The organism is Pseudomonas sp. PB105 (assembly GCF_009764655.1).
In the GTDB taxonomy this organism is placed as follows: domain Bacteria; phylum Pseudomonadota; class Gammaproteobacteria; order Pseudomonadales; family Pseudomonadaceae; genus Aquipseudomonas; species Aquipseudomonas cyclaminis.
In genome coordinates, this window is sequence record NZ_RWIO01000084.1 from 14,337 (window position 1) to 34,728 (window position 20,392).

General features: G+C 60.3%; 19 protein-coding genes. 14 read left to right on the forward strand and 5 right to left on the reverse strand.

From position 1 onward, the window contains the following. Window positions 1–93 precede the first annotated feature (93 nt). The 14 genes from EJD88_RS20085 (at window position 94) to EJD88_RS20150 (ending at window position 16,268) form a co-directional block, all read left to right on the forward strand. On the forward strand, window positions 94–1,266 hold the full coding sequence (locus tag EJD88_RS20085) for an MFS transporter (RefSeq protein ID WP_158878834.1): 1,173 nt from the start codon (window positions 94–96) through the stop codon (window positions 1,264–1,266). Window positions 1,267–1,302: 36 nt separating this feature from the next. Beyond that, complete coding sequence (locus EJD88_RS20090; protein ID WP_112194695.1) at window positions 1,303–1,818, forward strand: sigma-70 family RNA polymerase sigma factor; 516 nt, start codon at window positions 1,303–1,305, stop codon at window positions 1,816–1,818. Beyond that, the gene (locus EJD88_RS20095) at window positions 1,819–2,787 is read left to right on the forward strand and encodes a FecR domain-containing protein (RefSeq protein ID WP_158878835.1); all 969 of its coding nucleotides are present in this window, start codon (window positions 1,819–1,821) and stop codon (window positions 2,785–2,787) included. A gap of 101 nt (window positions 2,788–2,888) precedes the next feature. After that, window positions 2,889–5,252: a TonB-dependent receptor gene (locus tag EJD88_RS20100; RefSeq protein ID WP_158878836.1), complete on the forward strand. Its 2,364-nt coding sequence runs from the start codon at window positions 2,889–2,891 to the stop codon at window positions 5,250–5,252. 20 nt (window positions 5,253–5,272) lie between these two features. Continuing rightward, window positions 5,273–6,412, forward strand: a complete 1,140-nt coding sequence (locus EJD88_RS20105; RefSeq protein ID WP_158878837.1) for an ABC transporter substrate-binding protein — start codon at window positions 5,273–5,275, stop codon at window positions 6,410–6,412. Beyond that, entirely contained in the window at window positions 6,409–7,443 is a 1,035-nt protein-coding gene (locus EJD88_RS20110; RefSeq protein ID WP_158878838.1) for an iron ABC transporter permease, read from the forward strand. Before EJD88_RS20105 ends, EJD88_RS20110 begins: the two co-directional genes overlap by 4 nt. Then, window positions 7,437–8,201, forward strand: a complete 765-nt coding sequence (locus tag EJD88_RS20115; protein WP_158878839.1) for an ABC transporter ATP-binding protein — start codon at window positions 7,437–7,439, stop codon at window positions 8,199–8,201. Before EJD88_RS20110 ends, EJD88_RS20115 begins: the two co-directional genes overlap by 7 nt. A gap of 252 nt (window positions 8,202–8,453) precedes the next feature. Continuing rightward, window positions 8,454–9,992, forward strand: coding sequence for an AAA family ATPase (locus tag EJD88_RS20120; protein WP_158878840.1), 1,539 nt, complete (start codon window positions 8,454–8,456; stop codon window positions 9,990–9,992). Beyond that, window positions 9,989–10,858 carry an HNH endonuclease gene (locus EJD88_RS20125; protein ID WP_158878841.1) on the forward strand — a complete coding sequence of 290 codons (870 nt, stop codon included), beginning with the start codon at window positions 9,989–9,991 and terminating at the stop codon, window positions 10,856–10,858. The genes EJD88_RS20120 and EJD88_RS20125 overlap by 4 nt, the downstream gene beginning before the upstream one ends. Before the next feature lie 397 nt (window positions 10,859–11,255). Beyond that, window positions 11,256–11,714 carry a (2Fe-2S)-binding protein gene (locus EJD88_RS20130; RefSeq protein ID WP_099584532.1) on the forward strand — a complete coding sequence of 153 codons (459 nt, stop codon included), beginning with the start codon at window positions 11,256–11,258 and terminating at the stop codon, window positions 11,712–11,714. Next, complete coding sequence (locus tag EJD88_RS20135; protein WP_158878842.1) at window positions 11,714–13,939, forward strand: molybdopterin cofactor-binding domain-containing protein; 2,226 nt, start codon at window positions 11,714–11,716, stop codon at window positions 13,937–13,939. The genes EJD88_RS20130 and EJD88_RS20135 overlap by 1 nt, the downstream gene beginning before the upstream one ends. 16 nt (window positions 13,940–13,955) lie before the next feature. Next, window positions 13,956–15,296 (forward strand): cytochrome c, encoded by a 1,341-nt coding sequence (locus tag EJD88_RS20140; RefSeq protein ID WP_158878843.1) that lies wholly within the window; start codon window positions 13,956–13,958, stop codon window positions 15,294–15,296. A 339-nt stretch (window positions 15,297–15,635) separates the two neighbouring features. Continuing rightward, a complete protein-coding gene (locus EJD88_RS20145; RefSeq protein ID WP_112194680.1) occupies window positions 15,636–15,917 on the forward strand; it encodes a BrnT family toxin in 282 nt (93 codons plus the stop codon). A 3-nt stretch (window positions 15,918–15,920) separates the two neighbouring features. Continuing rightward, window positions 15,921–16,268 carry a BrnA antitoxin family protein gene (locus tag EJD88_RS20150; protein WP_099584528.1) on the forward strand — a complete coding sequence of 116 codons (348 nt, stop codon included), beginning with the start codon at window positions 15,921–15,923 and terminating at the stop codon, window positions 16,266–16,268. A gap of 40 nt (window positions 16,269–16,308) precedes the next feature. Here EJD88_RS20150 and EJD88_RS20155 read toward each other — a convergent pair whose 3' ends face one another. The 5 genes from EJD88_RS20155 to pstC form a co-directional block, all read right to left on the reverse strand. Further along, complete coding sequence (locus tag EJD88_RS20155; protein WP_099584527.1) at window positions 16,309–16,932, reverse strand: hypothetical protein; 624 nt, start codon at window positions 16,930–16,932, stop codon at window positions 16,309–16,311. Beyond that, entirely contained in the window at window positions 16,932–17,630 is a 699-nt protein-coding gene (locus tag EJD88_RS20160; protein ID WP_099584526.1) for a hypothetical protein, read from the reverse strand. Before EJD88_RS20160 ends, EJD88_RS20155 begins: the two co-directional genes overlap by 1 nt. Then, a complete protein-coding gene (gene pstB / locus EJD88_RS20165; protein WP_217284518.1) occupies window positions 17,630–18,391 on the reverse strand; it encodes a phosphate ABC transporter ATP-binding protein PstB in 762 nt (253 codons plus the stop codon). The genes EJD88_RS20160 and pstB overlap by 1 nt, the downstream gene beginning before the upstream one ends. A 76-nt stretch (window positions 18,392–18,467) precedes the next feature. After that, a complete protein-coding gene (gene pstA / locus EJD88_RS20170) occupies window positions 18,468–19,379 on the reverse strand; it encodes a phosphate ABC transporter permease PstA (RefSeq protein WP_099584524.1) in 912 nt (303 codons plus the stop codon). Continuing rightward, window positions 19,379–20,344 (reverse strand): phosphate ABC transporter permease subunit PstC, encoded by a 966-nt coding sequence (gene pstC, locus EJD88_RS20175; RefSeq protein ID WP_099584523.1) that lies wholly within the window; start codon window positions 20,342–20,344, stop codon window positions 19,379–19,381. Before pstC ends, pstA begins: the two co-directional genes overlap by 1 nt. Window positions 20,345–20,392: the final 48 nt, after the last annotated feature.

Here is a 20,392-nt window from a genome sequence, read left to right on the forward strand (position 1 = left end):
TGATCAAGAGAAAATGAGAATTACTCCTGATGCCAGCCGACGCGCGAAAAAGTATCAGCCCCTGCGCATTTTTTTGAACACTGAGAGTGATGCATGCCACCGACCCGCGTCCTGATAGCCCTGCTGTTCGCGATCCAGCTTGTGTCCATGGGCGCCATGGAAATGAGCGGGCCGTTCTGGCCCGTGCACCTGCGCGGGTTGACTACCTCCGACAGCCTGTTCAGCTTCGCCAGCGTCGCGGTGTACGTGGGCCCGATGCTTGGCATCCTGCTGACCAGCGCATTCTGGGGTCGCATCGGCGATCGTTATGGCCACAAGCTGATGATGATCCGTGCGCTGGCTGGACTGACCCTGACCCAGTTGGGCCTGGCGCTGTTCAGCGACCTGTGGGCAATCCTGATCCTGCGTTTTTTGCAGGGTGCGTTTGCCGGGTATATCGCCCCGGCCCAAGCCTACGGAGTGAGCATCGAGGTGCCTGCGCGGCGGGCGCGGCTGTTCGCGATCCTGCAGATTTCCACTAACGTCGGCTCACTATTGGGCGCGGTGGTCGGTGGCTTGATCCTCGATCACGCGACGTTCTTCTGGATCAACCTCAGCGCCGCAGCGCTCTGCGCGGTGTGCACGCTGATCGCAGCGGTGACCTTGCCGGATGTGCCGCCGCTGAAAAAATCCGCGCCCGCGCCAAAGAGCGATGCCTGGCAGGCATCTGCCCTGCTGCCGTTGCTGACGGTGATGGGCATTCTGCTCTTGGCGCGGATGCTGCCGCAGACCTCATTCGCGCTGTACGTGAGCACAACGTTCACGCTCAGCAACGCCCTGGTCGGGCTGTGCTACGGCTTGCTGGCACTGGGGTTCATCCTGTCGGCGACGGCGTGGGCGCGCCACTTCGAAGGCCGGACTCAGGCCGACACCTTGCGGCGCCTCACCTGGGTCGTAATCGGTTGCATTGTGCTGACTGCAGCGGCCGGCCTCACCCGCAACCCGCTGGTGTTTGTCATCGGCTACTTCCTGTGGGGCGTGCTGCTGGGCGCCACCACGCCGGTGCTGATGGCCTTGATTTCAAAGACTGCCGACAGCGCACAACAGGGCCACGTACTGGGAATCGCCCAAGGCACCGCGCAGTTCGCCTCGATTGCCGGGATAGCGGCCGGCGGCCTGCTCAGCCAGGCCTATGGCTTGGCGTATACCTACCTGTATGTGTGCCTGGCCTACGCCGCGGCGTTGATTGCGATTCTCGCGTTGCGCTCACGGCAGGTTTCCCCTTAGCATTGGGAATACTTCTCAATTGCACGGTTGCGCGCCATGAGCGAAAGCCTTCCCGCCGATAACTACAATCACCTGCGCGCAATCGAAGCCCTGTACAGCGGGCATCACGGCTGGCTGTACGCCACGCTCAAACGCAAACTCGGCAACGCCATGGACGCGGCGGATCTGGCCCAGGACACCTTCACCCGCATCCTGGCCTCCCAGGTCACGGTCATCGACCAGCCACGGGCCTACCTGACCTGCGTGGCCAAGGGCATCCTGGTCAATTGGTACCAGCGTAAGGCCCTCGAACGCGCCTATCTGGAGGCGCTCGCCCTCGTACCGCAGCAGGAAGCGCCCTCGCCGCAAGCCCATTTCATGGTCATGGAGACCCTGCACGAAATCGACGCAATGCTCGACTCGCTGCCACCGCTGGTGAAGCGGGCGTTCCTGCTGTCACAACTCAACGGCCTCAAGTACGACACCATCGCCGAGCAACTGGGCGTGTCGCTGATTACCGTCAAGCGCTACATGAAGCAGGCGTTCGTGCAATGCCTGATGCTGGTGGAATGAATGCTCAGCCTGCGCAAAGAGCCACCGCTGCCCACGGAAGTCCTTGAAGAAGCCGCCGAATGGCTGATGCGCCTGAGCGAAAACAACCTCAGCGACAGCGAACGCGCCGAGTGGCAACGCTGGAAGGTCAGCACCCCCGAGCGTGATCGCGCCTGGGCGCGGGCGCAATTGCTGCAAAGCAAGCTCGGTGGCCTGCCGCCGTCCCTGGCGATGTCGGCATTGGATCGCCCAAGCCACCCGGAACGCCGCGCCGCCCTGGGCAAACTCGCGCTGTTGCTGGCGTTGATGCCGGTGGGCTGGGGCAGCTGGAAACTCGCGCAATCCCAGCAATGGGCCGCCGACTACCGCACCCGCGTCGGCGAGCGCCGCGAGCTGACCCTGGCCGATGGCTCACACATCACCCTCAACACCGCTACCGCTATCGATGTGCGGTTCGACAGCCAGCAGCGCCGGGTGCACCTGCGCGAAGGTGAAATCCTGGTGCAGACGGCACAGGACGCGTCCCGCCCGTTTCTGGTCAGCACCCGCCAAGGCCGTATGCAGGCGCTGGGCACGCGGTTTACCGTGCGCGAACTGAGCGCGCGCACGCACCTGGCCGTGCTCGAAGGGGCCGTCCAAGTGGTGCTGGCCGACAACCGCCAGACCGCGCCGATAATCGTCAACGCCGGGCAACGCACGGAGTTTTCCGCGCAACAGTTCGGTGCGCTCACCGCCACCGACCGCAATGTCGGCGCCTGGACCCAAGGCATGCTGATGGCCGACAACATGCGCCTGGCGGACTTCGTCGCGGAACTGACGCGCTATCGCCACGGCTTCGTGCGCTACGACCCGGCGATTGCCGACCTGCGCATCTCCGGCGCGTTCCCCATCAGCGACACCCAGCGCACCTTGAACATGTTGGTGCAGACCTATCCGGTGCTCGCCAACGGTCTTTTGAACGGGTATTGGGTCACCCTCTCGCCGGCCTGAGCAGCTGCGAAAAATAAAACCCGCGGCGGCTGATACTTTTTCCGATCTCGGCTGGCAAACACACAGACCCCTTTTACCTCCCGTCCATAGGGCCGCCCTCCATGCTTGTAATTCGCAGCGCGCTGCTCAGCCTGGCCCTGGCCAGCACCGCCCTCGCGGCCGTGCCAGCGCAGCTGGATACGGTGGCGGTGCGCGCCTACCACATTGCCCCGGGCCCACTTGGCGCCACGCTGTCGAGTTTTGCCGTGGACGCCAGCATTGCCCTGTCGTTCCTCCCGGCCCTCACCGAAGGCCTGACCAGCCCTGGCCTGTCTGGCACCTACTCTACCCAGCAAGCCGCTACACGGCTGTTGGCCGGGAGCGGCCTGGAAATGGCGCTGCGCAGCGATGGCAGCTACACCCTGGTGCTGCGCCGGATCACGCTGTCGGACACCACGGTCAGTGCCGCCGAACAACGCGCCAGCAGCCTGCCGCCGCTGTACTCCGGCGGCCAGGTGGCCACGGGCGGACGCCTGGGCATGCTGGGCAATACCGACGTGATGGATGCGCCGTTCAGCGTCAGCACCTACAGCGCAGCGCTGATCAAGGACCAACAGGCAACCACCGTGGGCGATGTGCTGGAGCGTGACTCCTCGGTGCGCTCCACCGGGCAGACCGGCGGGATTGTCGACTCGTTTTTTATCCGTGGTTTCCCGGTGGGCGAAGGCAATCTCGGCGAGCTGGCGTTCGACGGCGTCTACGGTGTGGCGTCCAACTACCGCGTCTTCACCGAATACGCCGAGCGTATCGAAGTGGTCAAGGGCCCCGGCGCGCTGCTGTACGGCATGTCCCCCAACAGTGCCGTGGGCGGCGTGATCAACGTGGTGCCCAAGCGCTCTCTGGACGAAGACCTGACCCGCTACACCGCCAGTTATGCCCAGGATGCCCAGTTCGGTAATCACTTGGATATCAGCCGACGCTTCGGTGAAGAGCGCCGCTTTGGTGTGCGCCTCAATGGCAGCGTGCAGCGCGGCGACACGGTGATCGACGAGCAATCGCGCGAAGTCGGCCTGGGCGCCCTGTCCCTGGACTATCAGGGCGAACGCCTGCGCACCAGCCTGGACCTGATCTCCCAGGAAGAAGCATTTGGCGCTGCGTCGCGGCCGTTCCTGATCGAACCCGGCGTGGCCATCCCCTCTGCCGCCAATGGCCGTACCAACGTGAGCCAGGATTGGGGCTGGTCAAGAACCCGCGATAAGTCCGCCTTGCTCAGCGCTGAATACGACCTCAACGACAACCTGAGCGTATTCGCCCACGCCGGTGGCGGTCAGTCGGCGGTCGCGCGCATGTCCGACCAGACACCGAAAATCGTCAATGCCGCCGGGGACACCTCATCAACCCCCGGCTACTACCGCTTCGAAGTGCAACGCTACACCGTCGACATAGGCGCACGCCTGCGCTTCGACACAGGTCCCATCAGCCACAACGGCACCGTGCAGACCAGCCGTTACCGCGATCAACTGTCACGCGGGATTATTTCCGGGCCACCGGTGCTGTCGAATATCTACCACCCGACCGACCGTCCCGAACCGTCGATCGCCAAGCCCGATGCGCCCAAAGTCTCTGCCAGCGAATTGTCCGGCGTGGCCATCGCCGACACCCTGTCGGTGCTCGATGAGCGCGTCCAGGTCACCGTGGGCCTGCGCCAACAGCGCATCCAATCCAACAACTACAACAGCGCCGGCGCCGTGACGACGGCCTATGACGACGGCAAGACCACCCCGCTGTTCGGCGCGGTGCTCAAGCCGTGGGAGCATGTGGCGTTCTACTACAACTACCTGGAAGGCCTGAGCAAGGGTGACGTGGCACCGTCCAACGCGGCGAATGCCGGCGAAGTCTTTGCGCCCTACGTTTCAAAACAGCATGAGATCGGGGTCAAGCTCGACTACGGCACCTTCATGTCGACCCTTGCCCTGTTCCAGATCCAGAAGCCCAGCGGCGAACTGGCCTCGGGGACGTTCTCCGTGCAGGGCGAGCAGCGCAACCGTGGCCTGGAGCTGAGTGTGTTCGGTGAGGTCGCCCCAGGCACACGCCTGCTCGGTGGCGTGACCCTGCTGGATGCGCAGTTGATCAAGACCAGCGTCGCCGCCCACCAGGGCAATACCCCGGTGGGCGTGCCCGAGGTGCAAGCCAACCTCTGGGCCGAATGGGACACCCCGTGGCTCGAAGGCCTGACGCTGACCAGCGGCGCGATCTACACCGCCAGCCAGTACGTCAACCAGGCCAACACCCAGCAGCTCGATCCCTGGACGCGCTTTGATATCGGCGCGCGCTACAGCACGCGCATCGCCGAGCGGCCGACCACGTTCCGCGCCACGGTACAGAACCTGTTCGACCGCGAATACTGGTCGGGGGTCGCCTCCTACGGCGCGTTTTCCCAAGGCTCGCCGCGCACCCTCCTCCTCTCGGCCACGGTCGATTTCTGACACCTGCAAGGGCTTAATTCATGGTTTCCATTGTTCGACGCTGCCAGGTTTTTGCGGCGCTGCTCTTTACCGGCATGCTGGGGTTGGCCAGCGCCACAATGGCGGCGCCGACCACCGTCACCGATCTGCTGGGACGCAAGGTCCAGGTAAACCTGCCGGTGCAGCGGGTGATTCTCGGCGAAGGCCGCCAGCTGTACCTGCTGGCCGCACTGGACACGCAAAACCCCATCGAACGCATCGTCGGCTGGCGCAAGGACCTGATCCAGTCCGACCCGGACACCTACAACGCCTACCTGCGTAAATTTCCCGGGATCGCCAACATTCCCACCTTCGGCGGCTTTGAGGACGGCACCTTCGATATTGAGCAAGCCGTTTCCCAGCGCCCCGATGTGATCATCCTCAATATCGAGGCGCAACATGCAACTGAAGATGCGCGCTATATCGAGAAGCTCGGCGCCCTGGGCATCCCGGTGGTGTACGTGGATTTTCGCAACCAGCCGATGACCAACACCGAACCGACCATGCGCCTGTTCGGCCAGTTGTTCGGCAAGGAGCAGCGGGCCGAGGATTTTATTGCGTTTCGCAACCAGCAGATCCGCCGCGTCACTGACGTGATTGCGGCGCAACAACCGGCGCGGCCGACGGTGTTCATCGAGCGGATCGGCGGCTACACCGACGATTGCTGCCTGAGTTTCGGCAATGAAAACTTCGGTCTGTTCGTGGAGATGGCCGGCGGCAACAACATCGCCAAAGGCATCATCCCAAGCACCTTCGGCCAATTGAACCCCGAGCAGGTGATCGTGGCCAACCCCGACCAGGTGGTGGTCACCAGCGCCAACTGGGAGGCTTTCGCCCCAGGCGGGCATTGGGTCGGCGTAGGCCCCGACGCGGACATGGCCCAGGCGCGACGCAAACTTTCGTGGTACACCCAACGCCCGGCGTATGCCGGCATCAAGGCCCAGCAAACCCAGGCCTTCCACGCCATCTGGCATCAGTTCTACAACAGCCCTTACCAGTTCGTGGCGATCCAGCAACTGGCCAAGTGGTTTCACCCGGACCTGTTCACCGACCTGGACCCCGAGGCGTCGTTTCGTGAACTGCACGAACGCTTTTTGCCGGTGCCTTACGCACCCGGTTATGCCGTGAGCCTCAAGCCATGAGCGCCGTGACCTACCGCAGCCTGGTGCTGCGCAAACGCCTGATCCTCGCTGCGTTGTTCGTATTATTGCTGTGCAGCGTGCTGCTCGACCTGGCGTCGGGCCCGGCGCGCTATAGCCTCAGTGAAGTGATGGGCGCCCTGCTCTCACCCGACAGCGCGGCGCCGCAAGTGCGCGTGGTGATGTGGGATATCCGCCTGCCCGTCGCGTTGATGGCCGTCGCGGTGGGCGCGGCATTATCCCTGGCCGGGGCGCAGATGCAGACCATCCTCAACAACCCGCTGGCCAGCCCCTTCACCCTGGGCCTGTCCGCCGCCGCCAGTTTTGGCGCGGCCATGGGCCTGGCGTTCGGCGTGGCGCTGTTTCCGTTGGCGGCGCAGTACATGGTGCCGGTCAATGCGTTCATCATGGCGATGCTCTGCGCCTTGCTGATTCATTTCCTCAGCCTGCGCCGCGGGGTCAGCGCCGAGACCCTCGTGCTGCTGGGCATTGCGCTGGTGTTCACCTTCAACGCGCTGCTGGCGCTGGTGCAGTTTTTTGCCACCGAGCAAGCCGTGGCCGCCGTGGTGTTCTGGACCATGGGCAGCCTGACCAAAGCCACCTGGCCCAAACTTGGAGTGATCTGCCTGATCATCCTGCTCACCGCGCCCGTGTTCGCCCGGCGCGCCTGGGCCATGACCGCCCTGCGCCTGGGCGATGAAAAGGCCGCCAGCTTCGGCATTAACGTGCGCAGCCTGCGCTTTCAGACGCTGATCATGGTCAGCCTGCTCGCCGCGTTCCCGGTGGCGTTTGTCGGCACCATCGGCTTTATCGGCCTGGTGGGACCGCACATTGCGCGGATGTTGATTGGTGAAGACCAGCGCTTTTTCCTGCCGGCCTCGCTGCTCACCGGCGCGTTGATTTTGTCGGCCAGTTCGGTGGTCAGTAAAACCCTGATTCCGGGCGCGATCTTTCCCATCGGCGTGGTGACTTCGCTGATCGGCGTACCGTTCTTCATTTCCCTGATCCTGAGCGGGAAGAAACATTCATGGTAACCCTGCAACTGGAACATCTGGGCGCCCGCTACGGCCAGCGCAACATCATCAGCGGCGTGACCACGGCCGCCTTTACCGGCGGCCAGGTGGTGGCGGTGGTCGGCCCCAACGCTGCGGGCAAATCCACGCTGTTCAAGCGCATCGCCGGGCTGATCGACGGGCCGGGCCGGGTGATTTTGCAGGGCTCGCAACAAGGCGCCCAGGCCATCAGCTACATGCCCCAGGGCCTGAATGGCAGCGCCCGGTTGACGGTTTACGAATCAGTGCTGCTGGCGCGCAAACAACTGTCGCCAGGTTGGGTGGTACAAGACGCAGAGCTGCATCTCGTCGACGAGATGCTCGACGCCCTCGGCATCACCGACCTGGCCTTTCGTAACCTGGGCGAACTCAGCGGCGGGCAACAACAGCTGGTGTCCATCGCCCAGACCCTGGTGCGCGAGCCCGAAGTGCTGCTGATGGACGAACCCACCAGCGCCCTCGATATGCACCGCCAGGTGCAGGTGCTGAGCTTCATGCGCGCCCTGGCACGCCAGCGCGAGGTCATCGTGTTTATCGCCCTGCACGACCTCAACCAGGCCCTGCGCTTTGCCGACCAGGTGCTGGTGATCGCAGACGGCACTGCCCAAGGCAGCGGGCCGAGCCATGAAGTGATCAACGAAGGAATGCTGCGGGCGGTGTACAAGGTCGAGGCGCGCATCGAGCGTTGCAGCCGTGATCAGCTGCATATTTTGATCGATGACATCGTGTGCCAAATCTAAGCGGAAGGACTGAGTCTGAAAAAAGCAGTTTGACTTTACAATCCATTGGCTTTCGTAAAAATACTCCTTGGAACGCCCTCCCGACAGCAGTTCAATAGTCAAGAGAAAACCGTATAGCAAAAACCTAAGAACTCCAAAAACAGGAAGTTGCTGGCGGGAACAACGCGTCTAAAGCTTGCAGATGGGGAAAACACAAGCATCGACTCGTTGATAGCGTTTTGATACCATGCCTTCAATTCAAAAGGAGTTGAAATGAAAAATTTTTTTGTTATCAGTGAAATCCAAAAACAAAGATTCAATCAAGTTGCTCTTATACCCAACAGCTGGGACGACTTCAGTTACAAGACACAATTCTATGTACGCTACTATGACAACAATGGAAAAACTCACGACATTGGAAATGTAAAAATAGGATTCAAAGGTCAAACAGAGGGATGGACCAGCGATCATTTAGAAAAACAATTTAACACACTAGACGATAGTTTTTTCTCACTAGGTCAAGATACAGATTACTACTTAAACGCTAGAAATCTACCTAAAGAGTTACGCAAGGATATTCTTGAGGGGTTGCGAGACATCGTGAGCAGCAGTGAACAGCTCCCCCTAATACTTAATGAATCGGTATTCTCGACTTCACTCTTACGCCATACCAGCTTATCCGCAATACACCATCAATATAAACGCATCCTGAACGGCGGCGACGTCCTCACAGATTTTGACTTTTCTTATCAACAAAAAGACACCAAAGACATCTCGGGCTTCAGCTTAAATTTCTCGATATCTCCCGACTCCAAACCCCCTACTAACATGCATGTACTCATCGGTAGAAATGGCGTTGGAAAAACAACATTACTGAATGGCATGGTAACTTCAGTAACTAACAACACATCATCCTCACAGACTCCCGGCGAATTCCAAGACACGTCAGTTCGACGTGCACGCCCCATAGACAAAGATTACTTCAGTAGCGTCATATCTGTATCTTTCAGTGCTTTTGATCCTTTTACGCCTCCAGCAGACCAACCTGACCGTTCCAAAGGAGTACGTTATTTCTATATAGGCCTGAAAGCTACAGACACCAAAATCTCATCACTCAAAGAACCGAAAGATTTATGCGCTGATTTTATCGATAGCTTTGACGCTTGCTTCGCGCAAGAACGAAAAAGACGCCTATGGGAAAACGCTGTCGAAAAATTGAACTCTGACATAAACTTCAAAGAAATAGGCTTACTAAACCTAATTCGTTACGTAGAAGAAGAAAAATTCAAAGAACGACTTATAAAAGTATTCCAACGAATGAGCTCAGGGCATGCAATTGTACTTTTGACCCTCACCAAGTTGATCGCAAACATTGAAGAAAAATCTCTAATATTAATTGACGAACCTGAGAGCCACCTACACCCACCTTTATTATCAGCTTTCACTCGGACGTTGTCGGATTTACTGATTGAGCGAAATGGCGTCGCAATCGTAGCTACGCATTCACCTGTTGTGCTACAAGAGGTACCTAAGTCCTGCGTATGGAAACTCCATAGAATTCGGCTTGAATCCAAAGCTAAAAGACCTCTGAACGAGACGTTCGGTGAAAACGTCGGAACATTAACTAGCGAGGTTTTTGGACTTGAGGTTTCAACTTCAGGCTTCCACGCAATGCTACGACAGTCAGTCGAGGAGGGAAAAACATACAAACAAATCACTGAAGAGTATGGGGGACAGTTAGGATTCGAAGCAAAATCAATAGTCAGGGCGCTAATTTCTGCCAACTCAGATTCAATTGGAGACTCTCAATGAGAATCCTGCCACTGCCTAACCTTGACAACTCCGAAATCTTTCTAGAATGTGTCAAAGGCGTAAGTAACGCAGCACTACGCCAACGATACATGGATGCCGAAGACCTAATCAAAATATGGGCGATTAAATACTCCACAAACGCTCAAACCGCCAAGTTATTCAAATTCGCACCCCATACAGGAAAGAGAAATGAAATCGCCGTACAGACACTTACAAAACTAGAATGCTACAAACTATATGAACAATATTTTAGAGGCAGCACAAAGTCCGCCAGGCGACACTACGACTCGCTACTGCTAAGTATACCAACGCAACTATGTCCTTACTGCGGTTTTGGCCACATATACACCATTGACCACTATCTACCAAAAGCAAAATACCCTCAATTCTCAGTTACCATTCCAAACTTAATACCGGCATGCAGAGATTGCAATGAAGGATGCAAGAACGCGCTATACTCTGTGACTGAAGGTGAGCAGCCACTTCACCCTTACTATGATGGTGGGCAATTCATAAAGGAGCAGTGGCTTTTTGCAAAAGTTGTTGAAACTTCACCTGCTACAGTTCAGTTTTATGTGTCATGTCCTCATCATTGGAGCGACTCAGCAAAAACTCGCACTAGACACCACTTTAAGAGCTTCAGCCTCAAAAGCAGATTTGCTGTGGAGGCGGGAAAAGAGCTTTCCGGATTGAGTCCGAGCCTAGCTAGATATCATGCTAACGACACGCCAAAAAAAATTCGAGACAGGCTACACGAAACCCTTGATGTCGAAATTGAAAATCATATGAACTCGTGGAAAACCGCCTTATATGATGCGCTTATAAAGAGCAACTGGTACTGCAATGGCGGATTCAAAAACAAATAATAGAAACATTCACCAAGGCATTTAAATACAGTAAGATATTCCTAGTTCAATCACCGCCCTTCTTTATTACTCTGATGCCTGAGGGCCTAGCGTTCTTAAGCGGCCATGACTGACTGGGCGGTCACCTCACTCATGTGCTCGGTTTTCTTGCATTGTCCTTCACCGGTCACGCCTTGGTCATCCCAAAAGCAGCACACTCCATAGGAGTGTCTAGTGTTGCCGAAAAAGAAACTATGACCCAATCCTGTTGAATCCTTGCCTGATCCTCTGAACATCACAGCTATGGCATAGATCCGCCCCGCGCAGTGGTCTAGAGTTCGACGATGGGCGACTTGCAGTCGCACCACTCCTATAAGAAATCAGCACCACCAACCGATGATCAGCAGGTGAGCCAGCCATGGAATTACGTATCAACCAAAAGGCCTATCAGGTCGATGCCGAAGCCGACACGCCCCTGCTGTGGGTGATCCGCGACAATCTGGGCATGACCGGCACCAAATACGGCTGCGGCCTGGCCCAGTGCGGCGCCTGTTCGGTGCTGGTGGACGGCAATGTGGTGCGTTCGTGCGTCACCCCGGTGGCCGGGGTCGTTGGTCGCGAAATCACAACCATCGAGGCCATCGAAGCCGATGACGTGGGCAAGCGCGTGGTCAGCGCCTGGGTCGAGCACCAGGTCGCGCAATGCGGTTATTGCCAGTCCGGGCAAGTGATGGCCGCCACCGCGCTGCTCAAGCACACGCCCGCACCCACCAAGGAGCAGATCGACGCGGCGATGGTCAACCTGTGCCGGTGCGGCACCTACAACGCCATCCATGCAGCCATGGATCACTTGGCCACCGGGAAGGAGACTGCCTGATGAATACGCCAGCATTCATCCCGGGTGAGCCTGTCAACCTGTCGCGTCGGCGCTTCCTGGCGAGTACCGCCGTGGGTGCGTTGGTCATCGGTTTCGGCCTGCCACTCGGCTCGGGCCGGGTGCAGGCGGCCACCGGCGCCGCAGCCGAACGCGGTACGCAGGTGCCGGCATTTCTGGAGATTCGCCCGGACGGCACTGTGCGTTTGCTCAGCCCCTTTATGGAAGGCGGTCAAGGCACCCACACCGCCATGGCGCAGATTGTCGGCGAAGAACTCGACGCCGACCCGGCTACCTTCATCGTCGAAGCCGCGCCACCCGGCGAAGCCTATGTGGTGATGGACAACGGCATGCGCATCACCGGCGGCAGCATGTCGGTGCGCATGAGCTACCCGACCATGCGCCGCCTCGGCGCCCTCGCCCGCGCCATGTTGCTGCAGGCCGGTGCCGAGCAACTCGGTGTGCCCGTGGGTGAGCTGACCACCCAACCCGGCCGCGTGATTCACGCTGCATCCGGCCGTTCCCTGGGCTACGGCGAGTTGGCCAGCCGCGCCCTGGACATGCCAGTGCCTGACGCCGCGAGCATCACCTTGCGCGATCCAAGCCAATTCCGCTGGATCGGTAAACCGGTCAAGCGTGTAGACGCCTACGACAAATCCACCGGCAAAGCGCTGTACAGCATCGACCTGAAAGTCGACGACATGCTCCACGCCGCCGTGCAGCACGCGCCACGCCTGGGCATGACCGTGGGCAGCCTGCGCAACCAGGCGCAGGTCGAAGCCATGCCCGGCGTGCACTCGGTGCATCAACTGCCCGGCGCCGTGGCAGTCGTCGCCGAACGCTGGTGGCATGCCAAGCGTGCGGTGGAAGCCATCCAGGTCGACTGGCTGGAACCGACTGCCGACTCCAAAGTCCGTGCCATGCCCGCTGACTTTTCCAGCGATGGTTTTCGCGACTTCCTCGCGGCCCAGCAAGGCCCGGCCCGTGACGACGAAAACGAAGGCGATGTGGCCGGCGCACTGAAAAACGCCAAGACCCAGGTCGAGGCCACCTACCACAACCAGTACGTCAACCACGCCCAGTTGGAGCCGCCTTCAGCCCTGGCGCGTTTCAACCCCGACGGCACCCTGGACATCTGGCTGCCTAACCAGGCGCCGGACATGTTCCGTGCCGACATCGCCAAGCGCACCGGCCTGGCGCCCGAGCAGATCAACCTGCATTCGCCGCTGCTGGGCGGTTTTTTCGGTCGGCACTTCCTGTATGACTCGGCCAGCCCTTACCCGCAGGCCATTGCCCTGGCCAAGGCGGTGGGCCGTCCGGTCAAGCTGATCTGGAGCCGTGAAGAAGAGTTCCTGCGCGATGTGCTGCGCCCGGTTGCGGTGGTCAAGTTCCGCGCCGCGCTGGATGCCGACGGCCTGCCCGTCGCCATCGAAGCGGTCAGCGCCACCGAAGGCCCCAGCGAAGCCATCGCCGGCAAACAGGGCGAAAAACTCGACCCCACCGCCCTCGAAGGTTTGTCGGGCAAGAGCTACGCCATCCCCAACAAACGCATCGCGCAGATTTACGTCAAAGGCCCGGCCATGCTCGGCTACTGGCGCTCGGTGGGTAACTCGCTGAATGACTTCTTCTACGAAGCGTTCCTCGATGAACTGGCGGACCAGGGCAAGCGCGACCCCTATGAGTTGCGCCTGCATCTGCTGCGTGACAACCCCCGGCTGACCACCTTGCTCAAGGCCGTGGGCGAGTTGTCCGGCGGCTGGAAACGCGGCCCCTACACCGCCGAAGACGGCACACGACGGGCGCGTGGCGTGGCCATGGCCTCGCCGTTCGGCTCCCACGCTGCGGTGATTGCCGAGGTGTCGATTGAACACGGCCAGGTAAAAGTGCACCACATCTGGGAAGCCATCGACCCTGGCAGCATCGTCAACCCGGCAATTGTCCAGGCGCAGGTCAACGGCGCGGTGGCCCTGGGCCTGTCGCAAACCTTGCTGGAGGAAGCGGTGTACGTGGACGGCAAGCCACGGGCGCGCAATTACGACCTTTACCCGATCCTGCCGCCGTCCCGCATGGCGCAGGTGCATGTAAAGATCATCGAGAGTGGTGAAAAGATGGGCGGCATCGGTGAGCCTCCGCTCCCCGCTGTGGCGCCGGCCGTGGTCAACGCGGTGGCGCAATTGACCGGCCAGCGCGTGCGCAGCCTGCCATTAAGCCGACACACCTTCAGCTAACCGAGCGAGACCGCCCATGAACAACCGTCGATTCGCAAGAACCGTAGGCTGGCTCGCGCTGCCCTGCGTCGTCGCCGCCGGCCTGCTGGCCTGGTATGTCAGCCGCCAACCCGCTACACCGTTTGAAGCGCCACAGGCAGCCAGTGCCGACCCGGCCCTGGTCAGTCGTGGCGAGTACGTCGCCCGCGTCAGCGACTGCGTGGCCTGCCACAGCCTGGCCGGCAAGGCACCGTTCGCCGGTGGCCTGGAAATGGCCACGCCGTTGGGAGCGATTCACGCCACCAACATCACCCCGGACCGCACCCACGGGATCGGCACTTACAGCCTGGCCGATTTTGATCGCGCAGTGCGTCACGGCGTGGCACCGGGCGGCCGCCGGCTCTATCCGGCCATGCCCTATCCGTCGTATGCCAAGCTCAGCGACGACGATATCCAGGCGCTGTACGCGTTTTTCATGAAAGGCGTGCAACCGGCCAACCAGCCGAATATCCCCAGCGATATTCCCTGGCCGCTGAACATGCGCTGGCCCATCGCCCTGTGGAACGGCGTGTTTGCACCGACCGCCACCTACGCCGCCAACCCCAACCAGGACGCGCTGTGGAATCGCGGCGCCTATATCGTCCAAGGCCCAGGCCACTGCGGCAGTTGCCACACACCGCGTGGCCTGGCGTTCAACGAAAAGGCTTTGGATGAATCCGGCAAGCCGTTCCTCGCCGGCGCCCTGCTCGATGGCTGGTACGCACCCAGCCTGCGCCAGGACCCCAACAGCGGTTTGGGTCGCTGGAGCGAGCCGCAGATCGTGCAGTTCCTCAAGACCGGCCGCAACCAGCACGCGGTGGTCTATGGCTCGATGACCGAAGCGTTCAACAACTCCACGCAGTTCATGGCCGACGACGACCTGGCCGCCATCGCCCGTTACCTCAAGTCGCTGCCCGGCGACCCGCAGCGCGACGGCACGCCTTGGCAGTACGTAACCGCCGCCGTGCGCCAGGACGTCCCCGGCGCCCACACCTACGCCACCCGCTGCGCCTCGTGCCATGGCGCAGACGGCAAAGGCCAGCCCGAGTGGATGCCACCTCTCGCGGGCGCCACTTCGGCCTTGGTCAAGGAGACGGCGTCAGCGATCAACATCACCCTCAATGGCGCACAACGCGTGGTCGCCGCCGGCGTGCCGGATGCCTACCGCATGCCGGCGTTTCGCGAGCAATTGTCCGACCAGGAAATCGCCGAGGTGCTGACGTTTGTGCGCGGCACGTGGGGCAACCAGGGCGGCGCGGTGGACGTCAAGGCGGTGGGCAAACTACGCGGGCATACAGACCCGGCGAGCAGCAGTCCGATTATTTTGCATATGCGTTGAAGGTCGCTCTTGCGACCCTTTCCACGGCGTGGTCATTAACCTGAGCATGCCGCGGAATAAAGGGCAATGTGCACAAACTTGGTATTGACCCGGCCCCGTGCACGCTGACCTATCTGACTACTCGCCGGCTCAAGTTCGCCTCTTCTGACAATCAAAACAGAATCCTTCTACGTAACGGATTGGCCATTACGCGCGCAAATATGTTGGCAATTTCAGCAAGATCGAGACCCAACTGACCGAGCGGAACATGGCAAATTCACACTACCGCTATTTATAGCTGGCCATCTTCCTGACTGACGGTTTCTTCAACTGCTTTTTAATACATATAAAGTATGCATAATGAAGAGATTCAGGATTCAATACGACGAGGCAAAAAACATCGCAAATCAGCAAAAGCACAAGGGCATAACCCTGGCCGACGCAGAACCGGTGTTCAACGATGAGATGGCCCTGACCATACAAGACCCCGATCACGATGAAGAGCGCTGGGTGACCATGGGCAGCGACGCGAGGGGACGAATTCTGGTAGTAACGTACACTTATCGCGATCCAAATTTCGTACGCGTTATCAGCGCCAGGCTCGCATCAAGAAATGAACGGCGTCGTTATCTGGAGGCTTGAACAATGAAAGACGAATACGATTTCACCCATGGCAAACGTGGTGCTGTCGCCAGCAACAAGGGCAAGACCCGCATCACCATCATGCTTGACGACGCGGTAATCGAAGCCGCCCGTGAACGCGCCGAGAGCGCCGGTACGGGCTATCAGACCGTGATCAACAATCTGTTGCGTCAGGCGTTGATTTCGCAACAAGCACACAATCTGGCTCCCGCCCCCAAGAAGCGGGCTAAAACCCTGCACGTTATCAACAATGGCATCAGCCTCTCTGAGGTTGAAGCGCTTGAACAGCAGCTCATCGCTGTCGCTGGCGAGCTGAATCGAGTGCTGGGAACATCCAGATCGGTCGATTGACCAAGGCTTATACCGAGGTCGACCAGGGCATACCTGGCGGTCAAAGCGCCTCAGGCAGAAAAAGCCCGCGTGCGCTCTGCGGGGTTGGTGTGTGCCGGTGCGGTTGCTGACGGGCAAGCTGTGCCTGAAGCTGTGCGACGGCATCCAATACCCGCTGCGCCCACTGCTCATCCTGGGGGTCCACCACGACTACGCGAAAACCGTGGTCCTGGCCTTCACTGTGCACGCCTTCGGAGTCATCCACGTGCAGGTCGATGTCGAAGGCCGGTGGGAATTTCGACGGTGCGTTCGACAGCCCGTGCGCCGTCAGCGCCTGGTTGTGCAGCACGCTGTTGACCACGCCGTCGACGCGGATGCCGTACAGCATCAGCCAGCGCCGGATATAGGACGGCGTACGCCCGGACGAGGTGTAGACCCAGACGCTGCAACCCTGGCGGCGCAGTTCGCGGGTCAGGGAGCGTGTGCCGATGCGCAGCGGCTCACCCAGCCAGCGGTGCACGCAGGCTGGCAGCCGGCTCGGCTCGACGTCGCAGTGGTGGAGCTGGCAGGCCAGGGTGTCGTCTATGTCGAATGAAATACGGATGCGCGGGCGCTTGAGCAACTGCGTCGGGAGGAGGCGCTGCATGGCCTGCCCCGCCCTGGCGAACAGGCGAGAACCGCTCATCAATGGCCCCCTTGATAGGCGGGCACGGGCGTGTCCTGGAGAAAAAACCTCATTGGATCCGGTGCCTGTTCTTCCAGGAAGGCGGCGTATTTTTTCTTGATCTTGGGCAATTCGTACAACGCCTTGACTCCATGTTTGGCTGAGTTGCGGATGACCGACGACGGGTTGAAGTAACCCTCGGCGTTCTCCAGCGACAGCACGAACGGCGGCAAACCCGCACGCATCAGCAGATAGCTGACGATCAGCGAGCCGCTGCGGTGGTTGCCTTCAATAAACAACTGCGGCTTGCTGAGGATGCGCACATACACCCCGGCTGCGCGCTTCCACACCGATTCACTGCGATACGCGCAGTACCAGTTGTACAAGTCCTTGATGCCGCCCTCGACGTTGTTGAAGAAGTGTTCTTCGGTCGCCGCCAGGTGCTGGGCGTATTCCAGGCGACGGCTCGGGTCGCTGCCACAAAGTACGGTGGCGTTGATCTCCAGCATCAGGTTCAGTTGCTGAAGGTCAAACAGGTCGACGCCCCGCGCCACATAATCGTCAATCAGCGCATAGCCTTCAAGCACGTTGTGCAGCACTTCGTCCGTCAGTGGGTCGCGTGGCTCGGTGAAGTCCTGGCTGAGCGCGGCAAAGCGCTGCTGCACCTCACGCAGTGCGCGTTCAATCGCAGGCAGATCAAGGCGTCGCGTTGCAGGCATCAGCTGAACTTACCCGTGATGTAGTCCCCGGTCATTTGCTCGCGCGGGTTCTCGAAAATCTGCGCCGTTGGGCCCATCTCAACCAGATAGCCGGTGCGCGTGCCCTGGGAAATATCCACCGAGAAAAACGCCGTGGTGTCGGCCACACGGATGGCCTGCTGCATGTTGTGGGTCACCAGGGCGATGGTGTAGTCCTTTTTCAGCTCGACCATCAACTCTTCGACCCGGCGCGTGGCAATCGGGTCAAGCGCCGAGCAGGGTTCGTCGAGCAACAGCACTTCCGGCTCGGTGGCGATGGCGCGGGCAATGCACAAGCGCTGCTGCTGGCCACCGGACAGCGACAGGCCGCTGACCTTGAGCTTGTCCTTGACCTCATCCCACAGCGCGGCGCCTTGCAGGGCGTGCTTGACGCGGTCGCCCAGGTCGCCTTTGTAGCGGTTCAGGCGCAGGCCAAAGGCCACGTTATCGAAGATGCTCATGGAGAACGGGTTCGGCTGCTGGAACACCATGCCGATATAGCGGCGCACCACCACCGGGTCTACGCCCTTGCCGTAGACGTCCTGCCCGAGGAAGTGCACATGGCCCTCGAAGCGGAAGCCTTTGACCAGGTCGTTCATGCGGTTGAGGCTGCGCAGCACGGTACTTTTACCGCAGCCGGACGGCCCGATGAAGCCGGTGATCTTGTTCTTTTCAATCGGCACATGGCTGTCACGCACGGCCATGAAGTTGCCGTAGAAGATCTTGTCCAGCTTGCAGTCCATGACCACAGGCGCCTGGGTGACAAACGGAGCGGCTATTTGCGCAGTTGATACGTTCAAGATTCAGGTGCTCCCGTTTTCAATACTTTGGCTTGCCGAAAATACGGCTCACGATGTTCACGACCAGCACGATCATTACCAGTACCAGCGACGCCGCCCAGGCGAGTTCAAGCTGGTTGTCGAAGGGCATGCCGGAGAAGTTGTAGATCAGCACGGCCAGCGAAGCCGTCGGGTTCATCACCGCCAGGCTGCCGTCGTGGTAGATCCAGTAGTTGCTGAACAGCGCGGTAAACAACAGCGGCGCGGTTTCGCCTGCGGCGCGGGCCACGGCGAGCATCACGCCGGTGAGGATGGCCGGCAGGCCGGTGGGCAAGACGATTTTCCAGATCACCTGGGAGCGGGTGCAGCCCATGCCGTAGGCGGCGTCCTTCATGATCTTGGGCACCATGCGCATCGACTCTTCAGCGGTCAGCACCACGATGGGCAGCATCAGCACCGCCAGCGCTACACCACCGGCCGGGGCCGAGTAGGTGCCGGTGGTCATCACCACCAGGGCGTAGGCAAACACACCGGCCAGGATCGAAGGCAGGCCGGTGAGCATCTTCGCGGCGAAGCGCGCGGCGTTCGCCAGTTTGCTCTCCGGGCCCAGTTCGGCGAGGAAGATCGCCGCCATGATGCCAACCGGCACCGCAATGGCTGCGGCGATGCCAACCATCACGAAGGTACCCGCCATGGCGTTGCCGAAACCGCCGCCGGTCTCGAAACCGGTGGGCGGCAGTTCGGTGAACACTTCAAGGCTCAGGCGTGCCCCGCCGCGCATGATCAGCATGTAGAGCACGGAAATCAGCGGCACGCTGGCCAGCAGCGCGCCGGTCCACACCAGGGTCGTCAACACCAGGCTGCGCAGGGCACGGCCTTCGAACCGGCGTTGCAGGCTGGGCAGCGCACCGGCGGGAGACGTCAGGTCGGTTGCAGCAGAAAGATCAGTCATCACTTATTACCCCGTTGGGCGTACATCATGATCATGGAGCCGAAGATGTTGACGATCAGCGTGATCAACATCAGCACCAGTGCGGCGTACATCAGCACCTCGATCTCGTTCGGCCCGGCTTCGGGGAAGTTCAGCGCCAGCAACGCCGCCAGGGTGTTGGCCGGCGCGAACAGCGAAAGCGAGATGTTGTTGGCGTTGCCCACCAGCATGGCCAGCGCCATGGTTTCACCGAGGGCGCGGCCCAGGCCCAACACCAGGGAACCGAAGATGCCGGTAGCGGCGGACGGCACCATCACTTTGAGAATCGCTTCCCAGTGGGTGGTGCCCATGCCGTAGGCGGCCTGCTTGGTTTTCATGGGGACGGCGGTGAGGGCGTCCTGGGACACGGCCGCGATGGTCGGCAGAATCATGATCGCCAGCACCAGCGCGGCTGGGAGCAGCCCCGGCCCGCTCAAGGAGGTGCCGAAAAAAGGGATCCAGCCCAGTTCGCTGTTCAACCATGCGGTCAGCGGCCGAATCGCCGGGATGACCACGTAAATGCCCCACAGGCCGTAAACGACGCTGGGGATGGCCGCGAGCAGTTCGACGATGGTACGAAACACCGCCGCCAGCTTCGCCGGCAAGAAATCCTGAGTGAGAAAAATCGCCATGCTGACGCCAAAAACACCGGCGATCAGCAACGCGATAAAGGCACTGTAGAGCGTGCCCCAGATGGCCGGCAGGATGCCGTACTTGCCTTGATTGACATCCCAGACGCTGCCGAACAGCACGTCAAAGCCGTGCTTCTCCATGCCTGGGAGGGCCTTGCGCCCCACTTCAAACACCAGCGCAAACACCAGCGCCAGCACCAGCACCACGCCTATCCGCGCAAGCGCACGGAAGGTGCGATCAACCAGGAAATCCTTCGTCGAAGGTGGCTGGCAGGCAGAGTCCGGGTTACCCGGTACGACAAACGGTGTGTTCATTGGCTGATTCCGGAACAAGGGGGTAACTCTCCCGGCGGGGCTCACAGC

Excerpts from the sequence above, each read along its gene's own strand:
- EJD88_RS20085 (WP_158878834.1), top strand. The coding sequence starts at position 94 with ATGCCACCGACCCGCGTCCTGATAGCCCTGCTGTTCGCGATCCAGCTT.
- EJD88_RS20090 (WP_112194695.1), top strand. The coding sequence starts at position 1,303 with ATGAGCGAAAGCCTTCCCGCCGATAACTACAATCACCTGCGCGCAATC.
- EJD88_RS20095 (WP_158878835.1), top strand. The coding sequence starts at position 1,819 with ATGCTCAGCCTGCGCAAAGAGCCACCGCTGCCCACGGAAGTCCTTGAA.
- EJD88_RS20100 (WP_158878836.1), top strand. The coding sequence starts at position 2,889 with ATGCTTGTAATTCGCAGCGCGCTGCTCAGCCTGGCCCTGGCCAGCACC.
- EJD88_RS20105 (WP_158878837.1), top strand. The coding sequence starts at position 5,273 with ATGGTTTCCATTGTTCGACGCTGCCAGGTTTTTGCGGCGCTGCTCTTT.
- EJD88_RS20110 (WP_158878838.1), top strand. The coding sequence starts at position 6,409 with ATGAGCGCCGTGACCTACCGCAGCCTGGTGCTGCGCAAACGCCTGATC.
- EJD88_RS20115 (WP_158878839.1), top strand. The coding sequence starts at position 7,437 with ATGGTAACCCTGCAACTGGAACATCTGGGCGCCCGCTACGGCCAGCGC.
- EJD88_RS20120 (WP_158878840.1), top strand. The coding sequence starts at position 8,454 with ATGAAAAATTTTTTTGTTATCAGTGAAATCCAAAAACAAAGATTCAAT.
- EJD88_RS20125 (WP_158878841.1), top strand. The coding sequence starts at position 9,989 with ATGAGAATCCTGCCACTGCCTAACCTTGACAACTCCGAAATCTTTCTA.
- EJD88_RS20130 (WP_099584532.1), top strand. The coding sequence starts at position 11,256 with ATGGAATTACGTATCAACCAAAAGGCCTATCAGGTCGATGCCGAAGCC.
- EJD88_RS20135 (WP_158878842.1), top strand. The coding sequence starts at position 11,714 with ATGAATACGCCAGCATTCATCCCGGGTGAGCCTGTCAACCTGTCGCGT.
- EJD88_RS20140 (WP_158878843.1), top strand. The coding sequence starts at position 13,956 with ATGAACAACCGTCGATTCGCAAGAACCGTAGGCTGGCTCGCGCTGCCC.
- EJD88_RS20145 (WP_112194680.1), top strand. The coding sequence starts at position 15,636 with ATGAAGAGATTCAGGATTCAATACGACGAGGCAAAAAACATCGCAAAT.
- EJD88_RS20150 (WP_099584528.1), top strand. The coding sequence starts at position 15,921 with ATGAAAGACGAATACGATTTCACCCATGGCAAACGTGGTGCTGTCGCC.
- EJD88_RS20155 (WP_099584527.1), bottom strand. The coding sequence starts at position 16,932 with ATGAGCGGTTCTCGCCTGTTCGCCAGGGCGGGGCAGGCCATGCAGCGC.
- EJD88_RS20160 (WP_099584526.1), bottom strand. The coding sequence starts at position 17,630 with ATGCCTGCAACGCGACGCCTTGATCTGCCTGCGATTGAACGCGCACTG.
- pstB (WP_217284518.1), bottom strand. The coding sequence starts at position 18,391 with ATGGACTGCAAGCTGGACAAGATCTTCTACGGCAACTTCATGGCCGTG.
- pstA (WP_099584524.1), bottom strand. The coding sequence starts at position 19,379 with ATGACTGATCTTTCTGCTGCAACCGACCTGACGTCTCCCGCCGGTGCG.
- pstC (WP_099584523.1), bottom strand. The coding sequence starts at position 20,344 with ATGAACACACCGTTTGTCGTACCGGGTAACCCGGACTCTGCCTGCCAG.